This window comes from Microbacterium sulfonylureivorans, assembly GCF_003999995.1.
In the GTDB taxonomy this organism is placed as follows: Bacteria; Actinomycetota; Actinomycetes; order Actinomycetales; family Microbacteriaceae; genus Microbacterium; species Microbacterium sulfonylureivorans.
On sequence record NZ_RJAD01000001.1, the window covers coordinates 598138 to 614101 of the forward strand.

The 15964-nt window shown below is 68.5% G+C and carries 15 protein-coding genes; 4 read left to right on the forward strand and 11 right to left on the reverse strand.

Annotated features, from left to right (window positions below; all coding sequences use genetic code 11):
* Positions 1-8 precede the first annotated feature (8 nt).
* Entirely contained in the window at positions 9-1610 is a 1602-nt protein-coding gene (locus tag EER34_RS02680; RefSeq protein ID WP_127473022.1) for an ABC transporter permease subunit, read from the reverse strand.
* Positions 1611-1692: 82 nt separating this feature from the next.
* Positions 1693-2949, reverse strand: a complete 1257-nt coding sequence (locus EER34_RS02685; RefSeq protein ID WP_127473023.1) for a sugar ABC transporter substrate-binding protein — start codon at positions 2947-2949, stop codon at positions 1693-1695.
* A gap of 271 nt (positions 2950-3220) precedes the next feature.
* Between EER34_RS02685 and EER34_RS02690 the strand changes: the two genes are divergently transcribed.
* Complete coding sequence (locus EER34_RS02690; RefSeq protein ID WP_127473024.1) at positions 3221-3709, forward strand: YajQ family cyclic di-GMP-binding protein; 489 nt, start codon at positions 3221-3223, stop codon at positions 3707-3709.
* 121 nt (positions 3710-3830) lie between these two features.
* On the opposite strand, the gene EER34_RS02695 is transcribed toward EER34_RS02690, so the two are convergent.
* The 5 genes from EER34_RS02695 to EER34_RS02715 form a co-directional block, all read right to left on the reverse strand.
* Positions 3831-4301, reverse strand: coding sequence for a CinA family protein (locus EER34_RS02695; RefSeq protein WP_127473025.1), 471 nt, complete (start codon positions 4299-4301; stop codon positions 3831-3833).
* 221 nt (positions 4302-4522) lie between these two features.
* Positions 4523-4975: an Hsp20/alpha crystallin family protein gene (locus tag EER34_RS02700; RefSeq protein ID WP_127473026.1), complete on the reverse strand. Its 453-nt coding sequence runs from the start codon at positions 4973-4975 to the stop codon at positions 4523-4525.
* 129 nt (positions 4976-5104) lie between these two features.
* The gene (locus EER34_RS02705; RefSeq protein WP_240642087.1) at positions 5105-5845 is read right to left on the reverse strand and encodes a glycosyltransferase family 2 protein; all 741 of its coding nucleotides are present in this window, start codon (positions 5843-5845) and stop codon (positions 5105-5107) included.
* Positions 5842-7224 carry a bifunctional PIG-L family deacetylase/class I SAM-dependent methyltransferase gene (locus tag EER34_RS02710; protein ID WP_127473027.1) on the reverse strand — a complete coding sequence of 461 codons (1383 nt, stop codon included), beginning with the start codon at positions 7222-7224 and terminating at the stop codon, positions 5842-5844. Before EER34_RS02710 ends, EER34_RS02705 begins: the two co-directional genes overlap by 4 nt.
* On the reverse strand, positions 7221-8297 hold the full coding sequence (locus EER34_RS02715; RefSeq protein ID WP_240642088.1) for an acyl-CoA dehydrogenase: 1077 nt from the start codon (positions 8295-8297) through the stop codon (positions 7221-7223). Before EER34_RS02715 ends, EER34_RS02710 begins: the two co-directional genes overlap by 4 nt.
* 398 nt (positions 8298-8695) lie before the next feature.
* Between EER34_RS02715 and EER34_RS02720 the strand changes: the two genes are divergently transcribed.
* Complete coding sequence (locus EER34_RS02720) at positions 8696-9082, forward strand: YciI family protein (protein WP_127473028.1); 387 nt, start codon at positions 8696-8698, stop codon at positions 9080-9082.
* A gap of 111 nt (positions 9083-9193) precedes the next feature.
* Positions 9194-10438, forward strand: coding sequence for an RNA polymerase sigma factor (locus EER34_RS02725; protein ID WP_127473029.1), 1245 nt, complete (start codon positions 9194-9196; stop codon positions 10436-10438).
* Between the two features lie 55 nt (positions 10439-10493).
* On the opposite strand, the gene EER34_RS02730 is transcribed toward EER34_RS02725, so the two are convergent.
* The 3 genes from EER34_RS02730 to EER34_RS02740 are packed head-to-tail and all read right to left on the reverse strand — an operon-like array spanning position 10494 to position 14034.
* The gene (locus tag EER34_RS02730; protein ID WP_127473030.1) at positions 10494-10721 is read right to left on the reverse strand and encodes an RNA-binding S4 domain-containing protein; all 228 of its coding nucleotides are present in this window, start codon (positions 10719-10721) and stop codon (positions 10494-10496) included.
* Between the two features lie 56 nt (positions 10722-10777).
* The gene (gene ppsA, locus EER34_RS02735) at positions 10778-13168 is read right to left on the reverse strand and encodes a phosphoenolpyruvate synthase (protein ID WP_127473031.1); all 2391 of its coding nucleotides are present in this window, start codon (positions 13166-13168) and stop codon (positions 10778-10780) included.
* A gap of 44 nt (positions 13169-13212) precedes the next feature.
* The gene (locus tag EER34_RS02740; RefSeq protein WP_127474255.1) at positions 13213-14034 is read right to left on the reverse strand and encodes a pyruvate, water dikinase regulatory protein; all 822 of its coding nucleotides are present in this window, start codon (positions 14032-14034) and stop codon (positions 13213-13215) included.
* A gap of 196 nt (positions 14035-14230) precedes the next feature.
* Between EER34_RS02740 and EER34_RS02745 the strand changes: the two genes are divergently transcribed.
* Entirely contained in the window at positions 14231-15046 is an 816-nt protein-coding gene (locus EER34_RS02745; RefSeq protein WP_205791329.1) for a hypothetical protein, read from the forward strand.
* Here EER34_RS02745 and EER34_RS02750 read toward each other — a convergent pair.
* Positions 14940-15920, reverse strand: coding sequence for an alpha/beta hydrolase (locus EER34_RS02750; protein ID WP_127473032.1), 981 nt, complete (start codon positions 15918-15920; stop codon positions 14940-14942). The two genes, EER34_RS02745 and EER34_RS02750, sit on opposite strands and share 107 nt — an antisense overlap.
* Between the last annotated feature and the right edge of the window lie 44 nt (positions 15921-15964).

The following is a 15964-nucleotide window of genomic DNA, read 5'->3' on the forward strand; positions in this document are numbered from 1 at the left end:
ATCGGACATCAGTGCAGATCCTCCAGTGACTTCGTCGATCGGAACGAGACCGCGGCGATGATCGCGACGATGATGAAGATCAGGATCGACAGCGCGCTCGCGAGGCCGTAGTCTCGCCCGCCGCCGCTGCCGAACGCGATCTTGTAGACCATCGTGATCATGATGTCGGTCGCGCCGATAGGCATTGTCGTGTCGGGGAACCTCGGATTGCCCCCGGTGAGCATGAAGATCACCGAGAAGTTGTTGAAGTTGAAGGCGAACGTGGCGATCAGCAGGGGTGCGACGGCGACGAAGAGCAGAGGCAGCTTGATCGACCGGAAGATCCGCCACGCTCCTGCGCCGTCCATCTTCGCCGCCTCGATGACGTCGTCGGGGAGCGACTGGAGGGCTCCCGTGCACACGAGGAACATGTAGGCGTAGCCGAGCCACATGTTCACGAGCAGGACGCTCAATCGGGCGAGCCATGGATCACTGAGCCAGGGTATGTTCGCGCCGCCGAAGAGAACCTCGTTGATGAACCCGAACTCCTGGTTCAGCATGCCCGCCCAGACCAGACCGGTCAGGTATGTCGGGAACGCATACGGGAGGATCACGAGGATCCGGTAGATCTTCTTTCCGCGCAGCGTCGGGTGGTTGAACACGATCGCGAGGAAGAGCCCGAGCGCGAAGCAGAGGAGCGTGGAGAAGAACGCGAAGGCGAACGTCCAGATCGTCACCCGGATGAGCGGATCACGGATCTGATCGTTGGTGAACGCGTACGCGTAGTTCTCCCAGCCGACGACGACGCGCCATCCGGGTGTCAGCGTCTGGCCGTCCTCGGCGCGGAAGTTGCCCTCGCCGTCGTCGGAGTAGACGACGCCGCTCTCGGTGTCGGTGAACGTGTCGGCCGCTTCGTCGTACTCGAGCGTCGATGTGAAGACGAAGGCAGTCGACCCGTCCGGCGTGCGGAGAGTGCCGTCGTTGATGTCGTCCGAGACGGGCACGGTGAGGGCGAGGACCTCGTCCTGGAAACGGAGAACCTGGTTGAGGTCCAGTCGCTCCCAGCCGTCGGGGGCGCTCGTGGCATCTTCCAGGGGCTGCTCGTTCGTTCCGAATGCGGTGCCGCCGCCGGGTTCGGCCACGAGCATGCCGTACTGGTCGGCCTGCCGGTAGATCTCGACCGCATAGCTCGGCGAGTCGGGGACGCGCTCCTGCGACGTGCGGACGATCTGCGCGATCGCGTCTTCCTTGGTGCTGTTGTGCGCGTCGCCGTAGTTCGTGAACGAGATGTATCCGGTGTAGAAGATCACGAACACCTGGAACACCGCGAGGAAGAAGAGACCGGGCGTGAGGTACTTGGCCGGCAGGACACCGGGCTTGAGGTAGATGTAGTTGACGAGGGCGACCACGGCGACGAGCACCGCGGCTGCGACCCAGTCGCCCTTGCCGACGAGGACGTAGAGCCCGAACACGGCGAGCGCGTCGATGATGCCGAGCAGCACGACCTTGATCACGAGCGCGAGGATGCCGCCACTCGTCAGGGGCCGCTTCGGACCGAACTCGGGCTGCCCACCGCGACGTCGCTTCGGTGGCGTGCTAGCGGACGATGCTTCTGTCTTCACGTCGGCCATGGACGCTCCCTCATCGCGGTGTCAAGGTCAGGGTAGAAGGATGGGCGGGACTCCCGGAAGAGCCCCGCCCATTTGTCGACTGTTAGCCGTCGATGCTGGACTGGACGTTCTGGGCCGCAACGGTCCAGATCTCAGCGGGCTCGCCGCCTTCGCCCTTGATGATCTGCAGCTCGGCGTTGCCCCAGTCGGACCACACCGAACCCATCTCGGGGATCGCGGGCATCGGAGCGCCGGTCTGGCCGATCGCGCCGAAGGCCGCGACGTCGGGGTCGTCGGCCGCAGCCGTCTCGTACGCCGCGGTGAGTGCCGGCGGGCGACCGCCGACCTCGAACAGGCTCAGCTGAGCCTCCTCCGTGCTGAGGTAGTTGACGATGTAGTTCGTCGCCGCCAGCGCGTTGGTCGACTTGCTCGAGAGGAAGAAGGCGTTGACGCCGACGAACGGCTTTGCCTCCTGGCCACCGGCGCTGGGGAGCGGATCGATGGCGTAGTTGATGCCTGCCTCGGCGATCGCGGGGATGTTCCACGGGCCGGTCAGGTAGTAGGGCGACTGGCCCGCGATGAAGAACTCGCGCGCCTTGTCGCCGTCGATGTTCGCGTTGAAGACGCCCGTTCCGGCGGCGCCCTGCGTGCCGAGCCAGTCGGCGAACGCGATGCCCTGCTCGTCACCGAGGACGAGCTGCGACGCGTCGTAGCTGCCGTCGGCGTTCTGGGCGAAGACCTGCGAGCCGAACGAGGTCTGGAACGGGTACAGGTGGTACGGGTCGCCCTGCTCCGGCGAGAGCCCGACCAGGAACGGGTACTCGGTACCCGCGGCGGTGCCGTTCGCGATGACCTCGTCGTAGGTCTCGGCCGGCTCGCTGACGAGGTCGGCGTTGCGCACCAGCGCGACGTTCTCGACCGAGTACGGGACGCCGTAGACCTTGCCGTCGTAGGTGACCGCCGCGAGCGAGGACTCGCTGAAGCCGTCGGCGACATCGCCCAGCTCCAGCGGCGCGACGACACCGGCGGCGTAGTAGGCACCCAGCTTGTCGTGGGGGCTGACGATCACGTCGGGACCCTTGCCGGTGGGAACCTGGCTGATGAAGTCCTGGTCGACCGTGGCGAAGTCCTTCGTCACGAGCTTGACCTCGATGCCGGTCTCCTCCGTGAACTGCTCCGAGATCGGCTCGAGCGCGGGCTTGCGCTCGATGTCGACCCAGACGGTGATGGGAGTCGTGTCCTCGTTGTCGCCGCCGTTGTCGCCGTTGTCTCCGCCGCCGCTTGCGCAGCCGGAGAGAACGAGCGCGCCGCCCGCGATGAACGCGCTGATTGCGAGCGCGCCCTTCTTGTTCACCTTCATCGGTGTGTGCCTCTCTGAAGTGCTGATGGGATCTGACCGGCCTGCGCCGGCGCGGAGCACCGTGTGAAGGCCGTTCTTCCGCCTGCAGAAACTGCAAGCGCTTACATTGTTACCACGATCCCTTTGAAACGCAACCTGCGATTGGAGGGATCGATACGACTTCGTGACTTCCGGATAACGCGGACGACCCGCGAAATGACACAACCTGCAAGCGCTTCCAAGACGCCATCGGCCTTCGCAGTCACGCGAGCGCCCGGATAGACTTCCCGACATGGCTGATTCCTCGTTCGACATCGTCAGCAAAGTCGACCACCAGGAGGCGGAGAACGCGCTCAACCAGGCCCGCAAGGAGATCGAGCAGCGCTACGACTTCAAGGGAACGGGCGCATCCGTCGAGTGGAGCGGCGAGCAGGTGCTCATCAAGGCGAGCACCGAGGAGCGCGCGAAGGCCGTCCTCGACGTCTTCCAGTCCAAGCTGATCAAGCGCGGCATCTCGCTCAAGAGCCTCGAATCGGGCGAGCCCTTCGCCAGCGGCAAGGAGTTCCGGATCGTCTCGACGATCAAGGACGGCATCTCGTCGGAGAACGCCAAGAAGATCAGCAAGCTCATCCGCGACGAAGGCCCCAAGTCGGTCAAGTCTCAGATCCAGGGCGACGAACTGCGCGTGCAGTCGAAGAGCCGCGACGACCTCCAGGAGGTACAGCGCCTCCTCAAGGCGGCCGACCTCGAGGTCGACCTCCAGTTCATCAACTACCGGTAGCGCTCGCCGCTGACCTGGGGCTCTCCGCAGGCGTCTGAGTGTGTTCCCGCCTCGACAGATGACGCACAGCGTCGTCGCAGCCGCACGCGTCGCTCGAGTGTGATGGATCGCGATCGGCCGGTCAGCCGGACGATGCGCGACCGGCGAGATCTCCCAGGAGGACGAGACTCTCGTCGACGGCGCGGGCGAGGACGCGCTCAGGAGGGCCGGTCAGGTTCAGGAACAGCGCACCGTCGTCGTCAGCCGTCGCCCATCCCAGATAGACGGTGCCCGGCTCATGACCGCCCTCGGGGTCGGGTCCGCCGACACCGGTCGTCGCGACACTGATGTCGGCGTGCAGCAGGGCCCTCGCCCCGCGGGCGAGTTGGCGGGCACAGGCTTCCGAACAGGGGTCGACTCCGCGCGCAACTCCCAGCAGGCTCACCTTGACCTCGGTGCGGTACGCGACCACTCCACCGCAGAACCAATCGCCCGCCTCCGGGCCGCTTCCCACCGCGCTCGCGAGGAGGCCGGAAGTGAGCGATTCGGCGACCGCGACGCTCACGTCACGTGCCCGGCACAGCCGGGCGAGGCGTTCGACGTCGTCCCGCATGACCTATCCCCGCTCCTGCGCCGGCACGATCCGGAACTGCTCGGTCGACGCGCTCAGCTCTGCCATCACCGTCAGCATGTTCTCACGCAGGCGCCCGGTGCTCGATGGCGCCGGTGAGGGCTTGACATTCCCATGGTCTCCCCCTCGGACACCGGGTGAAATCGTGCGTCGACCGGTGCGGGGCCGAGTCGTCTCCGGCCCCGCACCAGTACGACGATGGACTACTGCTCGATCGGCTGCGGAGCGTCGGACTCGTGCGCCCGAATGGTGCCGGGCGCGTCTGCGGTGGCAACCTCGATGCGTCGGGGCTTGGCCTTCTCGCTCACCGGGATCGTGACAGACAGCACTCCGTTGTCGTAGGACGCGCTGATGCGATCGGTGTCGATGCCCTGTCCGAGGTTGAGCTGCCGGACGAACGTCGCCGCCTCGCGCTCGCGTGTGATCCACTTCACTCCATCGCCGGACGCAAGGGTCCGCTCGGCTCGAATCGTCAGCAGCTGTCCGTCGACATCGATGTCCACCGAGCCGGGGTCGACACCGGGCAGGTCGGCGTCGAGCACGTAGTGGTCGCCATCCCGGTACAGGTCCATCGGCATCCGCCGCGGCCCTCGTCGGGTTTCGAGAAGCGTCGACGCAAGACGGTCGAGGTCACGGAACGGGTCGTAGCTGGCCATTGTCATCTCCTTCTCTCATCGCCCGAGCACCTCGCCCGAGCGGCGCAATCGAAGTTGAGTCGATGCGACTCAACTAAATTCAGATTAGCACTCGACGTAGGAGAGTGCCAGGTTCTCGGCGTACGACCGTCACGACGCTCCTCGCGGCAAGGATTCCCCCGACGAATCCGCAATGAGTTCAGACGCCTGTCCGCGCAGGAACTCCGCGTATCCCCCGGGAGACCTGCCCACGAAGCGTCCCGAGGTGAGCACCTCGGCCGCGTCGCTTCCGAGGATGACTGCGCCGAGCGCGCGGCACCGTGACACGAGGTCGACGTCCTCGTGCTCACCGATGGACGCGAACCCGCCGGCCTCGATGTAGGACTGTGCACGCAACCCCAGGTTGGCGCCGTGGATGTTGAGGTTCGTCCTTCCCCGCGGGTGCGTCCGCAGCCAGTGCTCGCGCTGGATCGGTGACAGGTCGGCGAAGTCAGGACGCACGGTGCCGAGCCATATGTCCGCAACGCGGGACGTCGCATGCTGATGTGTGAGCCAGTGAGGCGGCACGCGCGAGTCCGCATCGGTGTTGGCGATCCATACGCGATCGGCGTCGAGGTCGTCCAGCGCCCGGAGCCCGGCGGCGATGCCGTGCCGCCGCGCGGCACCGACCCGCGCCGCGTCGCAGTGCAGCACGGGAAAACCCGATGCGATGGCGATCTCGGCGGAGGCGTCCGTACAGGCATCCAGCACGATCCGGACCTCGCAGCGCAGCCGCGCCTCCCGCGCCGCCTGCACGGCCGAGGCGAGCGCAACCAGGCTGGGTTCGAGCAGGTCCGCCTCATTGCGAACGGGGATGACCGCGACCATCGCCTCGACGACGGGACGCTTCATACGAGACCCTCGCGTTCCGCCACGGACACCGCGGTCAGCGGCGCGAAGACCTCGAGGACGAAGTCGCGCTCGCGGTGGGAGACAAGGGTCTGCCACCCGATCATCTCGTTCAGGGCGTCGTGCACGTCGTCGCCGGACAGCGGATACTCCGCAACCGGATGGCGCCAGTGGCAGGCGACGACGCACCCGCGCTCACTCAGCGAACCTGCGATGTGATGGAGCAGGCGCCGCAGGTCCGGTCCTGAAAGGTAGTAGCCGACCTCCGAGAGCACGACGGTGTCGAACTCGCCGATCGGCCAGTCGTCGGGCGCAGCGGCGCGCAGCACGGTGACCCGTGGGTCGCCGCGCAGTCGCTCCCGAGCCTTCGCCGCGGCCGCTTCGGCGGCATCCATCGCCACGACTCGCTCAGAGCGCCGGGCGAGCTCCGCGGTCAGGATGCCCGTCGCGCAGCCCACCTCGAGCACGGCGCCGAGGCGGGACTCCGGCAAGGATGCGAGCAGGATCGCACGCTTGCGCTCCTCGTACCAGCGGGTCTCGAATCCCCACGGGTCATCGCCGTTGCGGTCGTAGAACGCGTCGAACCACGCGGCGTCGAGCCCGTCCGAGACAGCCGGCTCCTCGCGCTCTCCGAGGAAGACCTCCACATCCCGTTCGAAGTGCGACCTCATTCCGGCGTGGAGGAGCACTTCATCCCCCTGCTGCGACGAAAGGGCTTCGATCTGAGTCGTGTGGCATGCGATCGCCCGCCGCTTCCGTTCCCTCTCTTCGTCGCGAAGGCGGAGAACCCTCGCTCGCACCCAGGGAACGTCGTCCGCCCCTCCCCAGTGCCACGCCCAGATCGGGTACGCGACGTGGAGAAGTCCGCGAGGCGCGCAGACCGAGGCGACCACTTCTGCCACGATGCGGTGGTCACGATGGCCGTCACCCGACCAGGGCGCGGCGACGATCACCCGGTCGGCCGATGCAGCCGGCGCACCGTCGACGACGGCGACCAGCTGCGCGCGCAGGCGGGCGGTGTGCTCGTGGAGCTCGCCGTCGGGAAGGCCGAGGAAGCGGATGTCGCTGCCCGGCGCGACCCGTGAGACCGCCTCTTCGGTCTCCCGGCGCCGAAGCGAGGACAGCTGCTCGGGCGTATGAGTGGGCGACATGGGGTGCGACCCCTCGCCGTCGCTCGCGACCACGACCACGACCGGGGTGCCCCTGCTCGACGCGCGCGCCATCAGCCCGGCGGCACCGAGCGTCTCATCGTCGGGGTGCGCCGCCACCACGACGAGGAAGTCGACGTCGTCCTCGAGATCGACGAGGGTGCGTGCGCGAAGCGCCTCCTGCCAGTCGGATTCGGGAGTGCCGGGATCGAGATGACTGAATCGGACGCTCACTGCGCATCCTCCGACTCCAGGACGAGGCGTCCAAGGCGCGCGGCATCCCGGAGACCGTGGTGCTGCCGCAGATACAGGTGCAGATCCGCCACGCGCCGGGCATACTGCTCGTCCGCCACGAGCGGCCGAGGCCCGAGCGCGGCATCAGCCTCTGCGAGGGTCAGCGTCGCCGCGTCGACGGTGATCGTCCGGACCCGCTCCGCGAGCAGTCGCATGTCGACATCCGCGCGGCGGTCGACGAGGTCTGCGGCTTCGGAGAGCACCGCGCGCGCCGCCCAGAGCGCAGTATCCACTCTCCCGAGATGGACGAAGGCGACTTGATCCGCGTGCTCGGCCGCGGCGGCTTCGGCGAGCGCATCGCGCAGCCCCACCGCGCCTCCCCACCAGCAGGCGGCGACCGACATCCCTCCCCATGCGAAGCCGGGTCGGCGGAGGTACCACCCGACGTCGCCGACCGGGACGGCGGCAGCGCGGGTGAAGTCGACCGGCGCGCTCACGATGCCGGGGAGGCCGCGCGCGACCCAGGGTCCGTGGTGAGGCGATACCCCCTCTGCGGCGAGCGAGACAGCGAACAGGCGCCGCTCGTCGCCGACGAACGCCGTGACGAGCGCGTGGGAGACGTCGGCGGCGAGCGAGCACCACGGCTTCGTTCCGTCCAGGGTCCATCCGGATGCGTCTTCCCGCGCCTCCACCCGCATGCCGGGGCCTTCTGCAGCGAACACTCCCCACGACGATCGGTCATCGACGCCGAGCGACCGCAGCGCCCAGGGATCGCGCTCGGAGTTCAGATCCGTTCCCGTCTGCGCCAGGATGCCGAGGGCGTCCAGGTGGGGCTCGAGCACCCGGGCGGTGGCGACATTCCGGTGCGCCGCGCCTGCGAGGAGCTCCCACACCGCGGCGATCGACCCGTCGCCGACGCGCGGCGCGGTTCTGCCGACCTCGACGCACCACGCAAGGATCGCCGGGATGTCGTCGCCGGTCGGAACCGACGACGGATACCCCGACGGCGAGGTCGGCGCGCTGCCTGCATCGGGCGCGAGCGTCGGTCTGGCGGTAATGCGGGATTCCGGCAATGGGCACCTCCTGCTGCGACGCTAGACGGCCCGTGGCGTCGAGGCGCGGGGCTTGACACACCCGGTGGCTGAACCCCCGTGCACCGGCGTGGGCGTCGCCGCCGCTCGTCTGCGCGATCTCAGCGAGTGGAGCGGCGCGGGCTTTCTCCGCCACCGACGTCCGTCTTCGATCCGTCCTCCGCGCCGGGGCCGGGACCGGGCCTCACCGCAGCCGAATATGCGAGCGCTGCTGACCCTGGCGTTCTGTGAGTTGTCGACGGCGCATCGCTTGAACATCGGATGTCGCGGATATTGTCGTATCGGAGCGTCGTCGTTCGTGGATTTGTCATGCGACCCGTCCGGGTGGCCGGGACCGAGGAGCCACGACATGGCTCTCGTCCCGATGAGAGGAGACGACAGTGACGAAGTATCTGATCGCATTCAACGATGAGTGGGTTCCCCCGCACACCCCCGACGAACTGCGCAGCAAGAGCGAAGCCTCGCAAGCGGTACTCGATGAGATGAAGGCGGCGGGCGTCTTCCTGTACGCGGACGGGGGGATCGATGCCTCGACCGCGGTCTGCAGCGTCGTGAGCAAGGACGGCAAGCCGGTCTTCACGGATGGGCCGTTCGTCGAGTCCAAGGAGCACCTCGGCGGATTCACCGTCGTGGAGGTCGCGGACGATGAAGCCGCACGTTACTGGGCAGGACGACTCGCCGTCTCGCTGGACTGGCCCCAGGAAGTGCACCGGTTCCCGTCGGATCTCGCGGAGATCATCGACCGTCACTCGCCCGACGGCGAGTGACATGGCTCGCGACGGGTCCTCCGCGTTCGAGCCGGCCGAGCGCACGTCGTTCGGCCGCCCCGACATGCGTCACGGCCGGTCCGCCGCATCCGCTCGCCCTCTGCAGGAGTCGTGACCGGATCCCCCGTCGACGAGGCCATCGCCCGCGCCCACCACGAGGAGTGGGCGCGGGTGGTCGCCGGCCTCGCCCGCCGCTTCGGCGACCTCGACCTCGCCGAGGACGCGGCAGCGGAGGCCTTCGTCGCCGCGGTGGAGCGGTGGCCGCGCGACGGCGTGCCACCCAACCCGGGCGCCTGGCTCACCACGACCGCGACGCGCAAGGCCATCGACCGGCTGCGTCGTGAGTCCCATCGCGACGACAAGCACCGAGCAGCCCGGATGCTGTCCGACGACACTCCCCCCGAGCCGAACGGACCGGTCGAGGACGACCGGCTCCGGCTGGTCTTCACGTGCTGCCATCCCGTGCTCGCCATGGAGGCGCGGGTCGCGCTGACTCTGCGCCTGCTCGGCGGACTCACCGTCGCGCAGATCGCCCACGCCTTCCTGGTGCCGGAGACCACCATGGCGCGACGGATCACCCGCGCGAAGGCGAAGATCAGGGCCGCGCACGTTCCCTACCGGGTGCCGTCGGCGACCGACATCCGGGAGCGGCTCGCCGGCGTGCTCGCGGTGGTCTACCTCATCTTCAACGAGGGCTATCTCGCCACCGCCGGGGCCGACGCGCTCCGCGCCGACCTGAGCGACGAGGCGATTCGCCTGGGCCGCCTCCTGCGCACGCTCCTTCCCGATGAGGGCGAGGCGACCGGCCTCCTCGCCCTGATGCTGCTGGCTGACGCACGACGCACCGCGCGCGTGTCGCACGCCGGTGAGCTGGTGACCCTGGACGAGCAGGATCGCGGCGGGTGGAGCCGGGCCCTCGTCGTCGAGGGCCACGCGCTGGTCCGCGAACGGATCGCCGCCGTCGCCGTCGGCGCGGAGCCGCCGGGGCGATATCAGCTCCTGGCCGCGATCAACGCGGTGCACACCGATGCCCCGTCCGCACGCGATACCGACTGGTCCCAGATCCTGGCGCTCTACGACCGCCTGGTTCGACTGGATCCCTCCCCGATCGTCCGCCTCAACCGCGCGATCGCGGTCGCCGAACTCGACGGTCCCGACGTGGCTCTCGCCGAGGTCGATCGACTCGACGACTCCCTCGACGGATACCACGCGTTCCACGCCGCGCGCGCCGACCTCCTGCGTCGGGTGGGGCGAAGCGACGAATCGAGGACTGCGTACGACCGAGCCATCCAGCTCGCCGGCAACCCGGCCGAGCGGGCCTACCTCGCCCGCCGCCGCGACCAGCTCGTGCGGTGACACGGGTCCGTACTCGGCTGCTTCATCCCCGACCGCGGTACGTCACGGCGCAGCCTCAAGGGCAGACGCGTACCCTGCGCCCCTCGAAGCCGACGATGTCGCCGAGCTGCAGCTGCCGTCCTCGACGGCGATCGACCTCGCCGTTCACGATCACGTAGCCGTCGATGATGGCTTCCTTCACGTCTCCCCCGGAGTCGAGGAGCCCGGCGAACTTCATGAACTGTCCGAGGCGGATCACCTCACCGCCGATCGGCACGTCCTCGATCGGAGCCGGTTTCGTCATCCTCGAATGCTAGCCGAGCAGGTGCGCCGCCGGCGGAGTGCGCCGGCGGCGCCGCGTCAGCTCGCCACCAGACTTCTGTCACCCTGCGCGAGCCGGAGCCACGTCTCGACGACGGTGTCGGGGTTCAGCGACATCGATTCGATCCCCTGCTCGACCAGCCAGTCGGCGAGATCGGGGTGGTCGCTGGGCCCCTGCCCGCAGATCCCGACGTACTTCCCCGCCCGTGCGCAGGCGTCGATCGCCATCGACAGCATCTTCAGGACGGCGGGGTCGCGCTCGTCGAAGGTGGCTGCGACCAGAGCCGAGTCGCGGTCGAGTCCCAGCGTGAGCTGCGTCATGTCGTTCGACCCGATCGAGAACCCGTCGAAGTACTGGAGGAATTCGTCCGCCAGGACGGCGTTGGAGGGCAGCTCGCACATCATGATGACCCGGAGGCCGTTCTCACCTCGGCGCAGCCCGTTGGCCGCGAGGAGGTCGATGACGGCGGCGGCCTCGTCGAGGGTGCGGACGAACGGCACCATGATGGCGATGTTCGTGAGTCCCATGTCGTCGCGAACGAAGCGGAGCGCCTCGCACTCCATGTCGAAGCACGCCCGGAAGTCCTCCGAGATGTACCGGGCCGCGCCGCGGTAGCCGATCATCGGATTCTCCTCGTGCGGTTCGAACAGCTCTCCGCCGATGAGGTTGGCGTACTCGTTCGACTTGAAGTCGGACAGCCGCACGATCACCGGTTCGGGAGCGAACGCGGCGCCGAGCATCGAGACCCCCTCGGCCACGCGCTGCACGAAGTAGTCGCGCGGCGACGCGTAGGCGCTGATGCGGCCGGAGATCTGCTCGCGCAGTCCGGGCTCCAGGGTGTCGTACTCGAGGAGCGCGCGGGGATGGATGCCGATCTGCCGGTTGATGATGAACTCGAGCCGCGCCAGCCCGACGCCGCAGTTGGGCAGCTTCGAGAAGGAGAAGGCCTGATCGGGCGTCCCGACGTTCAGCATGATCTTCACGGGGCTCTCGGGCATCGCGTCCAGCCGGGTGATCACCTCGTCGAAGGCGAGGATGCCCTGGTAGACGAACCCGGTGTCGCCCTCGGCGCACGACACCGTGACGTCCTGCCCGTCGGCGAGCACGAGGGTGGCGTCGCCGGTTCCGACCACGGCGGGGATGCCGAGCTCGCGGGCGATGATCGCGGCATGGCAGGTGCGCCCTCCGCGGTTCGTGACGATCGCCGAGGCGCGCTTCATGATCGGCTCCCAGTCGGGATCCGTCATGTCGGCCACCAGCACGTCGCCTACCTCGAACTGGTCCATCTCCTCGATGGATGTCATCACCCGCACCGGACCCGCGCCGATCTTCTGGCCGATGGCGCGACCGTGCGTGGCGACGGTGCCCGTCTCGCCCAGCACGAACCTGCGCATCACGTTCCCGTCGGCGCGCGAGACGACGGTCTCGGGCCGGGCCTGCAGGATGTAGACGAGACCGTCGGTTCCGTCCTTGCCCCACTCGATGTCCATCGGCCGGCCGTAGTGCTGCTCGATGATCAGCGCCTGCCGCCCGAGCTCCTCGACCTCGGCGTCGCTGATGCTGAACCGTGCCCGCTCGGCCGGCGCGACATCCGTGAAGACGGTGCTTCCGCCGACGTGGTTGCCGTCGGCGTAGATCATCTTGATGGCCTTCTCCCCCACGGAGCGCTTCAGGATCGCGGGGCGCCCGGCGGCGAGTGCGGGCTTGTGGACGTAGAACTCGTCCGGGTTCACGGCGCCCTGAACGACGGCTTCACCGAGGCCGTAGGAGCTGGTGATGAACACGGCCCGGTCGAACCCCGACTCGGTGTCGACGGTGAAGAGCACCCCGGACGCGCCGACATCCGATCGCACCATCCGCTGCACTCCTGCGGAGAGCGCCACGTCGTGGTGATCGAACCCCTGGTGCACGCGGTAGGCGATGGCGCGGTCGTTGTAGAGGGACGCGAACACGTTGCGGATCGCGGCGAGGATGTTCTCGATGCCGCTGATGTTGAGGAAGGTCTCCTGCTGCCCCGCGAAGGACGCATCGGGAAGGTCCTCGGCGGTCGCGCTGGAGCGCACCGCCCAGGAGACCGCGTCGGGCCGCGGATCGGCGGCGACGAGCTCGTCGAACGCCGTGCGGATCGCCTCCTCGAACGCCGGGGGGAACGGCTGCTCGAGGATCCATCCCCGCACCGTCGCGCCCACCTGGGCGAGTTCCGCGACGTCGCCCACATCGAGCGACTCGACCGTGCCGCGGATGCGGTCGTACAGACCGTCGGCGGCGAGGAACTCCCGGTAGGCGTCCGCCGTCGTCGCGAACCCGCCGGGGACGCGCACCCCCGCGTCGGAGAGGTGGGAGATCATCTCGCCCAGGGAGGCGTTCTTTCCGCCGACTTGGGCGAGGTCGGCCATGCCGACCTGGTCGTACCAGAGGATGTTCGTCATGCGGGTTTCCGATCGGTGTGCGAGTGGGTGGAACGACGGACAGGTCAGCTGCGCAGGTGCATCGACTGCATGATGACCGCGGACATCTCCTCAACCGACTTGGTGGAGGAGTTCAGGAACGGCACCCGGTTGCGCCGGTACAGGTCTTCGGCCCGACGGAGCTCGAGCGTGCACTGGGCGAGACTCGAGTAGACCGAACTCGGTCGACGCTCGTGCCGCACCTGGCTCAGCCGCAGCGGGGTGGTCGTGAGCCCGAAGCACTTGCGGGCGTACGGAGCGACCGCCGGGGGCAGATCGTCGGTCGGGAAGTCGTCGTCGGTGAGGGGATAGTTGGCGACGAGAAGTCCGTACTGGAGCGCGAGGTACATCGTCGTGGGCGTCTTGCCGCAGCGGGACGGGGCGACGATGATCACGTCGGCGATGTCGAGTGCGCGAGCGCTCTGGCCGTCGTCGTGCTCGATCGCGTACTCCACCGCGCGCATCCGGGCGAAGTACCGCTCGATGTCGCCGACTCCGTGGAACTGGCCGAGCTGTTCTGAGCGCGTCGTGCCGAACTCACCCTCGAGCTCCGTCAGGTGCCCGCTCAGCAGGTCGATGAGGACCGCACCGGAGAGCTGGAGCTCGTGCAGGATCTGCTCCGACTTCACGGTCGTGAAGACCACCGGCCGGCTGCCGGGCCGGGTCGCCCGTTCGACGTCCGCGACGACCGCCCGCGCTCCGTCGACCGTATCCACGAACGGGATCGTGTGCCGCGAGAACGGCACGTGCGGAAAGTTCGCCAGGAGGGCGCTCCCCAGCGTCTCGGCCGTGATCCCGGTGCTGTCGGACACGAAGAATGCCGCCCGCCGGGTCGTGCTTGCATCCATGGTCCCCTCGGCGGTCAGCGCTCGCCCGCTCGCCTCGGGTGCGTAAGAATGCGTCATGACTCCACGATAGGGAGGATCAACTCGGGATTATGGACGAGTGCTCCGGCAAGAATTGCGGAACCTTGCAGATTCTTAGATTCCGCGCCCGGGAATGCCGCCTCTGGTGCCTCGGGCGACCGCGGGTGGACAATGGGCCATGGCCGCCGACCCACCCGTCGGCCCCGCAGCCGGCGTGTCCTCGCCGGCGCCGGACCCGTCGGAGTCCGACGCCGCGCTCGGACGACGAGCCCAGATGCTCGCCACCGAGCACTGGGGCCTCCTCGCCGCGCGCAGCACGGCGCAGAGCGAGGTGCTCACGCGCATCACGATCTTCCTGACACTCGTGTCGGCAGGGCTCCTCACCATCGGGCTGCTCGGGCAGGCGACGAAGTTCGACGGGTGGTTCGCGGGCGCCGCGCTCGCGATCCTCGGGTTCCTCGCCCTGATCGGGCTCATGACGCAGATGCGCGTCTTCAACGTCGCCGAGGAAGACCTCATGTACGTCATCGCCATGAATCGTCTGCGCGGCGCATACGTCGACCTCGATCCCCCGATCGAGCGCTACTTCCTCGCGGCGACGGCCGACGACATGCTCGGCTCCCAGCGCACGTACTCGTTCCTTCGCACCCGGGGCTTCAGCCATCTCTTCGGCAGTTCGTTCATGCTCATCCTCGTGGTGAACGCCTGCGTCGTCGGGCTGTTCCTCGGCGGTGCGATCCTCGCCGCCGGCGGACTCATGGGCTGGGCGGTCATCGCGGGCATCCTGGCCGCGGTGCTCCTGCTCGTCGGCTTCGGGCGCTATGGATTCTGGACGTACCAGGAGGCCTGGCGCATCCACCGGCCGCTGCGCACCACACCGCAGGCCGTCACCGAGCCCGCAGCCACCGCTCCAGGTCTCGATACGCCTGCGCTCGGGGCTCCGGGCGCGACAGGAACACGTCGTGGATCGCGCCGTCGATCCGCGCGATCGTGACGAGCCGGCCGATCCGAGTCGCGCTCTTGGCGATGTCGTCGACGACCAGGACCGAGTCGGTCGAGGTCATCGTCTCGTTCCACGAGATCGGCGGAGTGGATCGCGCCGACAGCAGCACGAGGACGGGGCATCCCACTTCCACGCCGGCGGCCACGCGGCGGTGCCCCTCGAGGATCGCGGCGAGCCAGCCGGGCCGCGTGGGGAACCCCCGCTCGGGCCGCCAGCTCGGCTCGTCCACCGGCAGCGGGAGCGCCCCGACCTCCGTCTGTGCGCGGGTGTAGAAGCCCAGATCGACCACGGGCTGAGTCCCTCGCGGGTCGAAGCGGGCCCGCGCGCTGACGAGCGGTGCGATGGCCTGCCGCCCGACGGCTCCGAACTGGAACTCCAGCCACGGGCTGTTGAGCACGAGCGCGCTCGCACGGCCCGGGTTCCGGGCGGCCCACAGCGTGAGGGTGAGCCCGCCGGTCGAGTGCCCCAGCAGGACGAGGCGGCGGCGGGAGGCGGCATCCGTCGCGTGGCCCATCGCGACGAGGGCGGCCTCGATGTCCACGTCGTAATCGTCGAGTGCATCGATGTAGCCGGGCACGTTGTCGGCGCGGAGGCTCCGCCCGTAGCGACGCAGGTCGAGTGCATGGAAGCGCGCACCGAGCCCGGTCCAGAACCGGGCGAGCTGGGTCTGGAAGAAGAAGTCGGACCAGCCGTGGACGTACAGGACGTCGACATCGCGAAGCGGCTGCACCAGCGCCGCGATCGGGTTCGGGCGCAGCCGCACCAGCGTCGCGACGAGCGGCCCGTTGTCGCCTTCGACGCCGAGATCGAGCGTGAGCTGCTCGAACGGCTCCCCGAGGACGTCGGGTACCCAGTCGGCGGCCATGCCGCGAGCCTATCGAGCCGCCGCCGCACGGCGGGCGGGCCACC

Coding starts and splice junctions, on each gene's coding strand:
- EER34_RS02680 (WP_127473022.1), bottom strand. CDS start 1,610: ATGGCCGACGTGAAGACAGAAGCATCGTCCGCTAGCACGCCACCGAAG.
- EER34_RS02685 (WP_127473023.1), bottom strand. CDS start 2,949: ATGAAGGTGAACAAGAAGGGCGCGCTCGCAATCAGCGCGTTCATCGCG.
- EER34_RS02690 (WP_127473024.1), top strand. CDS start 3,221: ATGGCTGATTCCTCGTTCGACATCGTCAGCAAAGTCGACCACCAGGAG.
- EER34_RS02695 (WP_127473025.1), bottom strand. CDS start 4,301: ATGCGGGACGACGTCGAACGCCTCGCCCGGCTGTGCCGGGCACGTGAC.
- EER34_RS02700 (WP_127473026.1), bottom strand. CDS start 4,975: ATGGCCAGCTACGACCCGTTCCGTGACCTCGACCGTCTTGCGTCGACG.
- EER34_RS02705 (WP_240642087.1), bottom strand. CDS start 5,845: ATGAAGCGTCCCGTCGTCGAGGCGATGGTCGCGGTCATCCCCGTTCGC.
- EER34_RS02730 (WP_127473030.1), bottom strand. CDS start 10,721: ATGACGAAACCGGCTCCGATCGAGGACGTGCCGATCGGCGGTGAGGTG.
- ppsA (WP_127473031.1), bottom strand. CDS start 13,168: ATGACGAACATCCTCTGGTACGACCAGGTCGGCATGGCCGACCTCGCC.
- EER34_RS02740 (WP_127474255.1), bottom strand. CDS start 14,034: ATGGATGCAAGCACGACCCGGCGGGCGGCATTCTTCGTGTCCGACAGC.
- EER34_RS02745 (WP_205791329.1), top strand. CDS start 14,231: ATGGCCGCCGACCCACCCGTCGGCCCCGCAGCCGGCGTGTCCTCGCCG.
- EER34_RS02750 (WP_127473032.1), bottom strand. CDS start 15,920: ATGGCCGCCGACTGGGTACCCGACGTCCTCGGGGAGCCGTTCGAGCAG.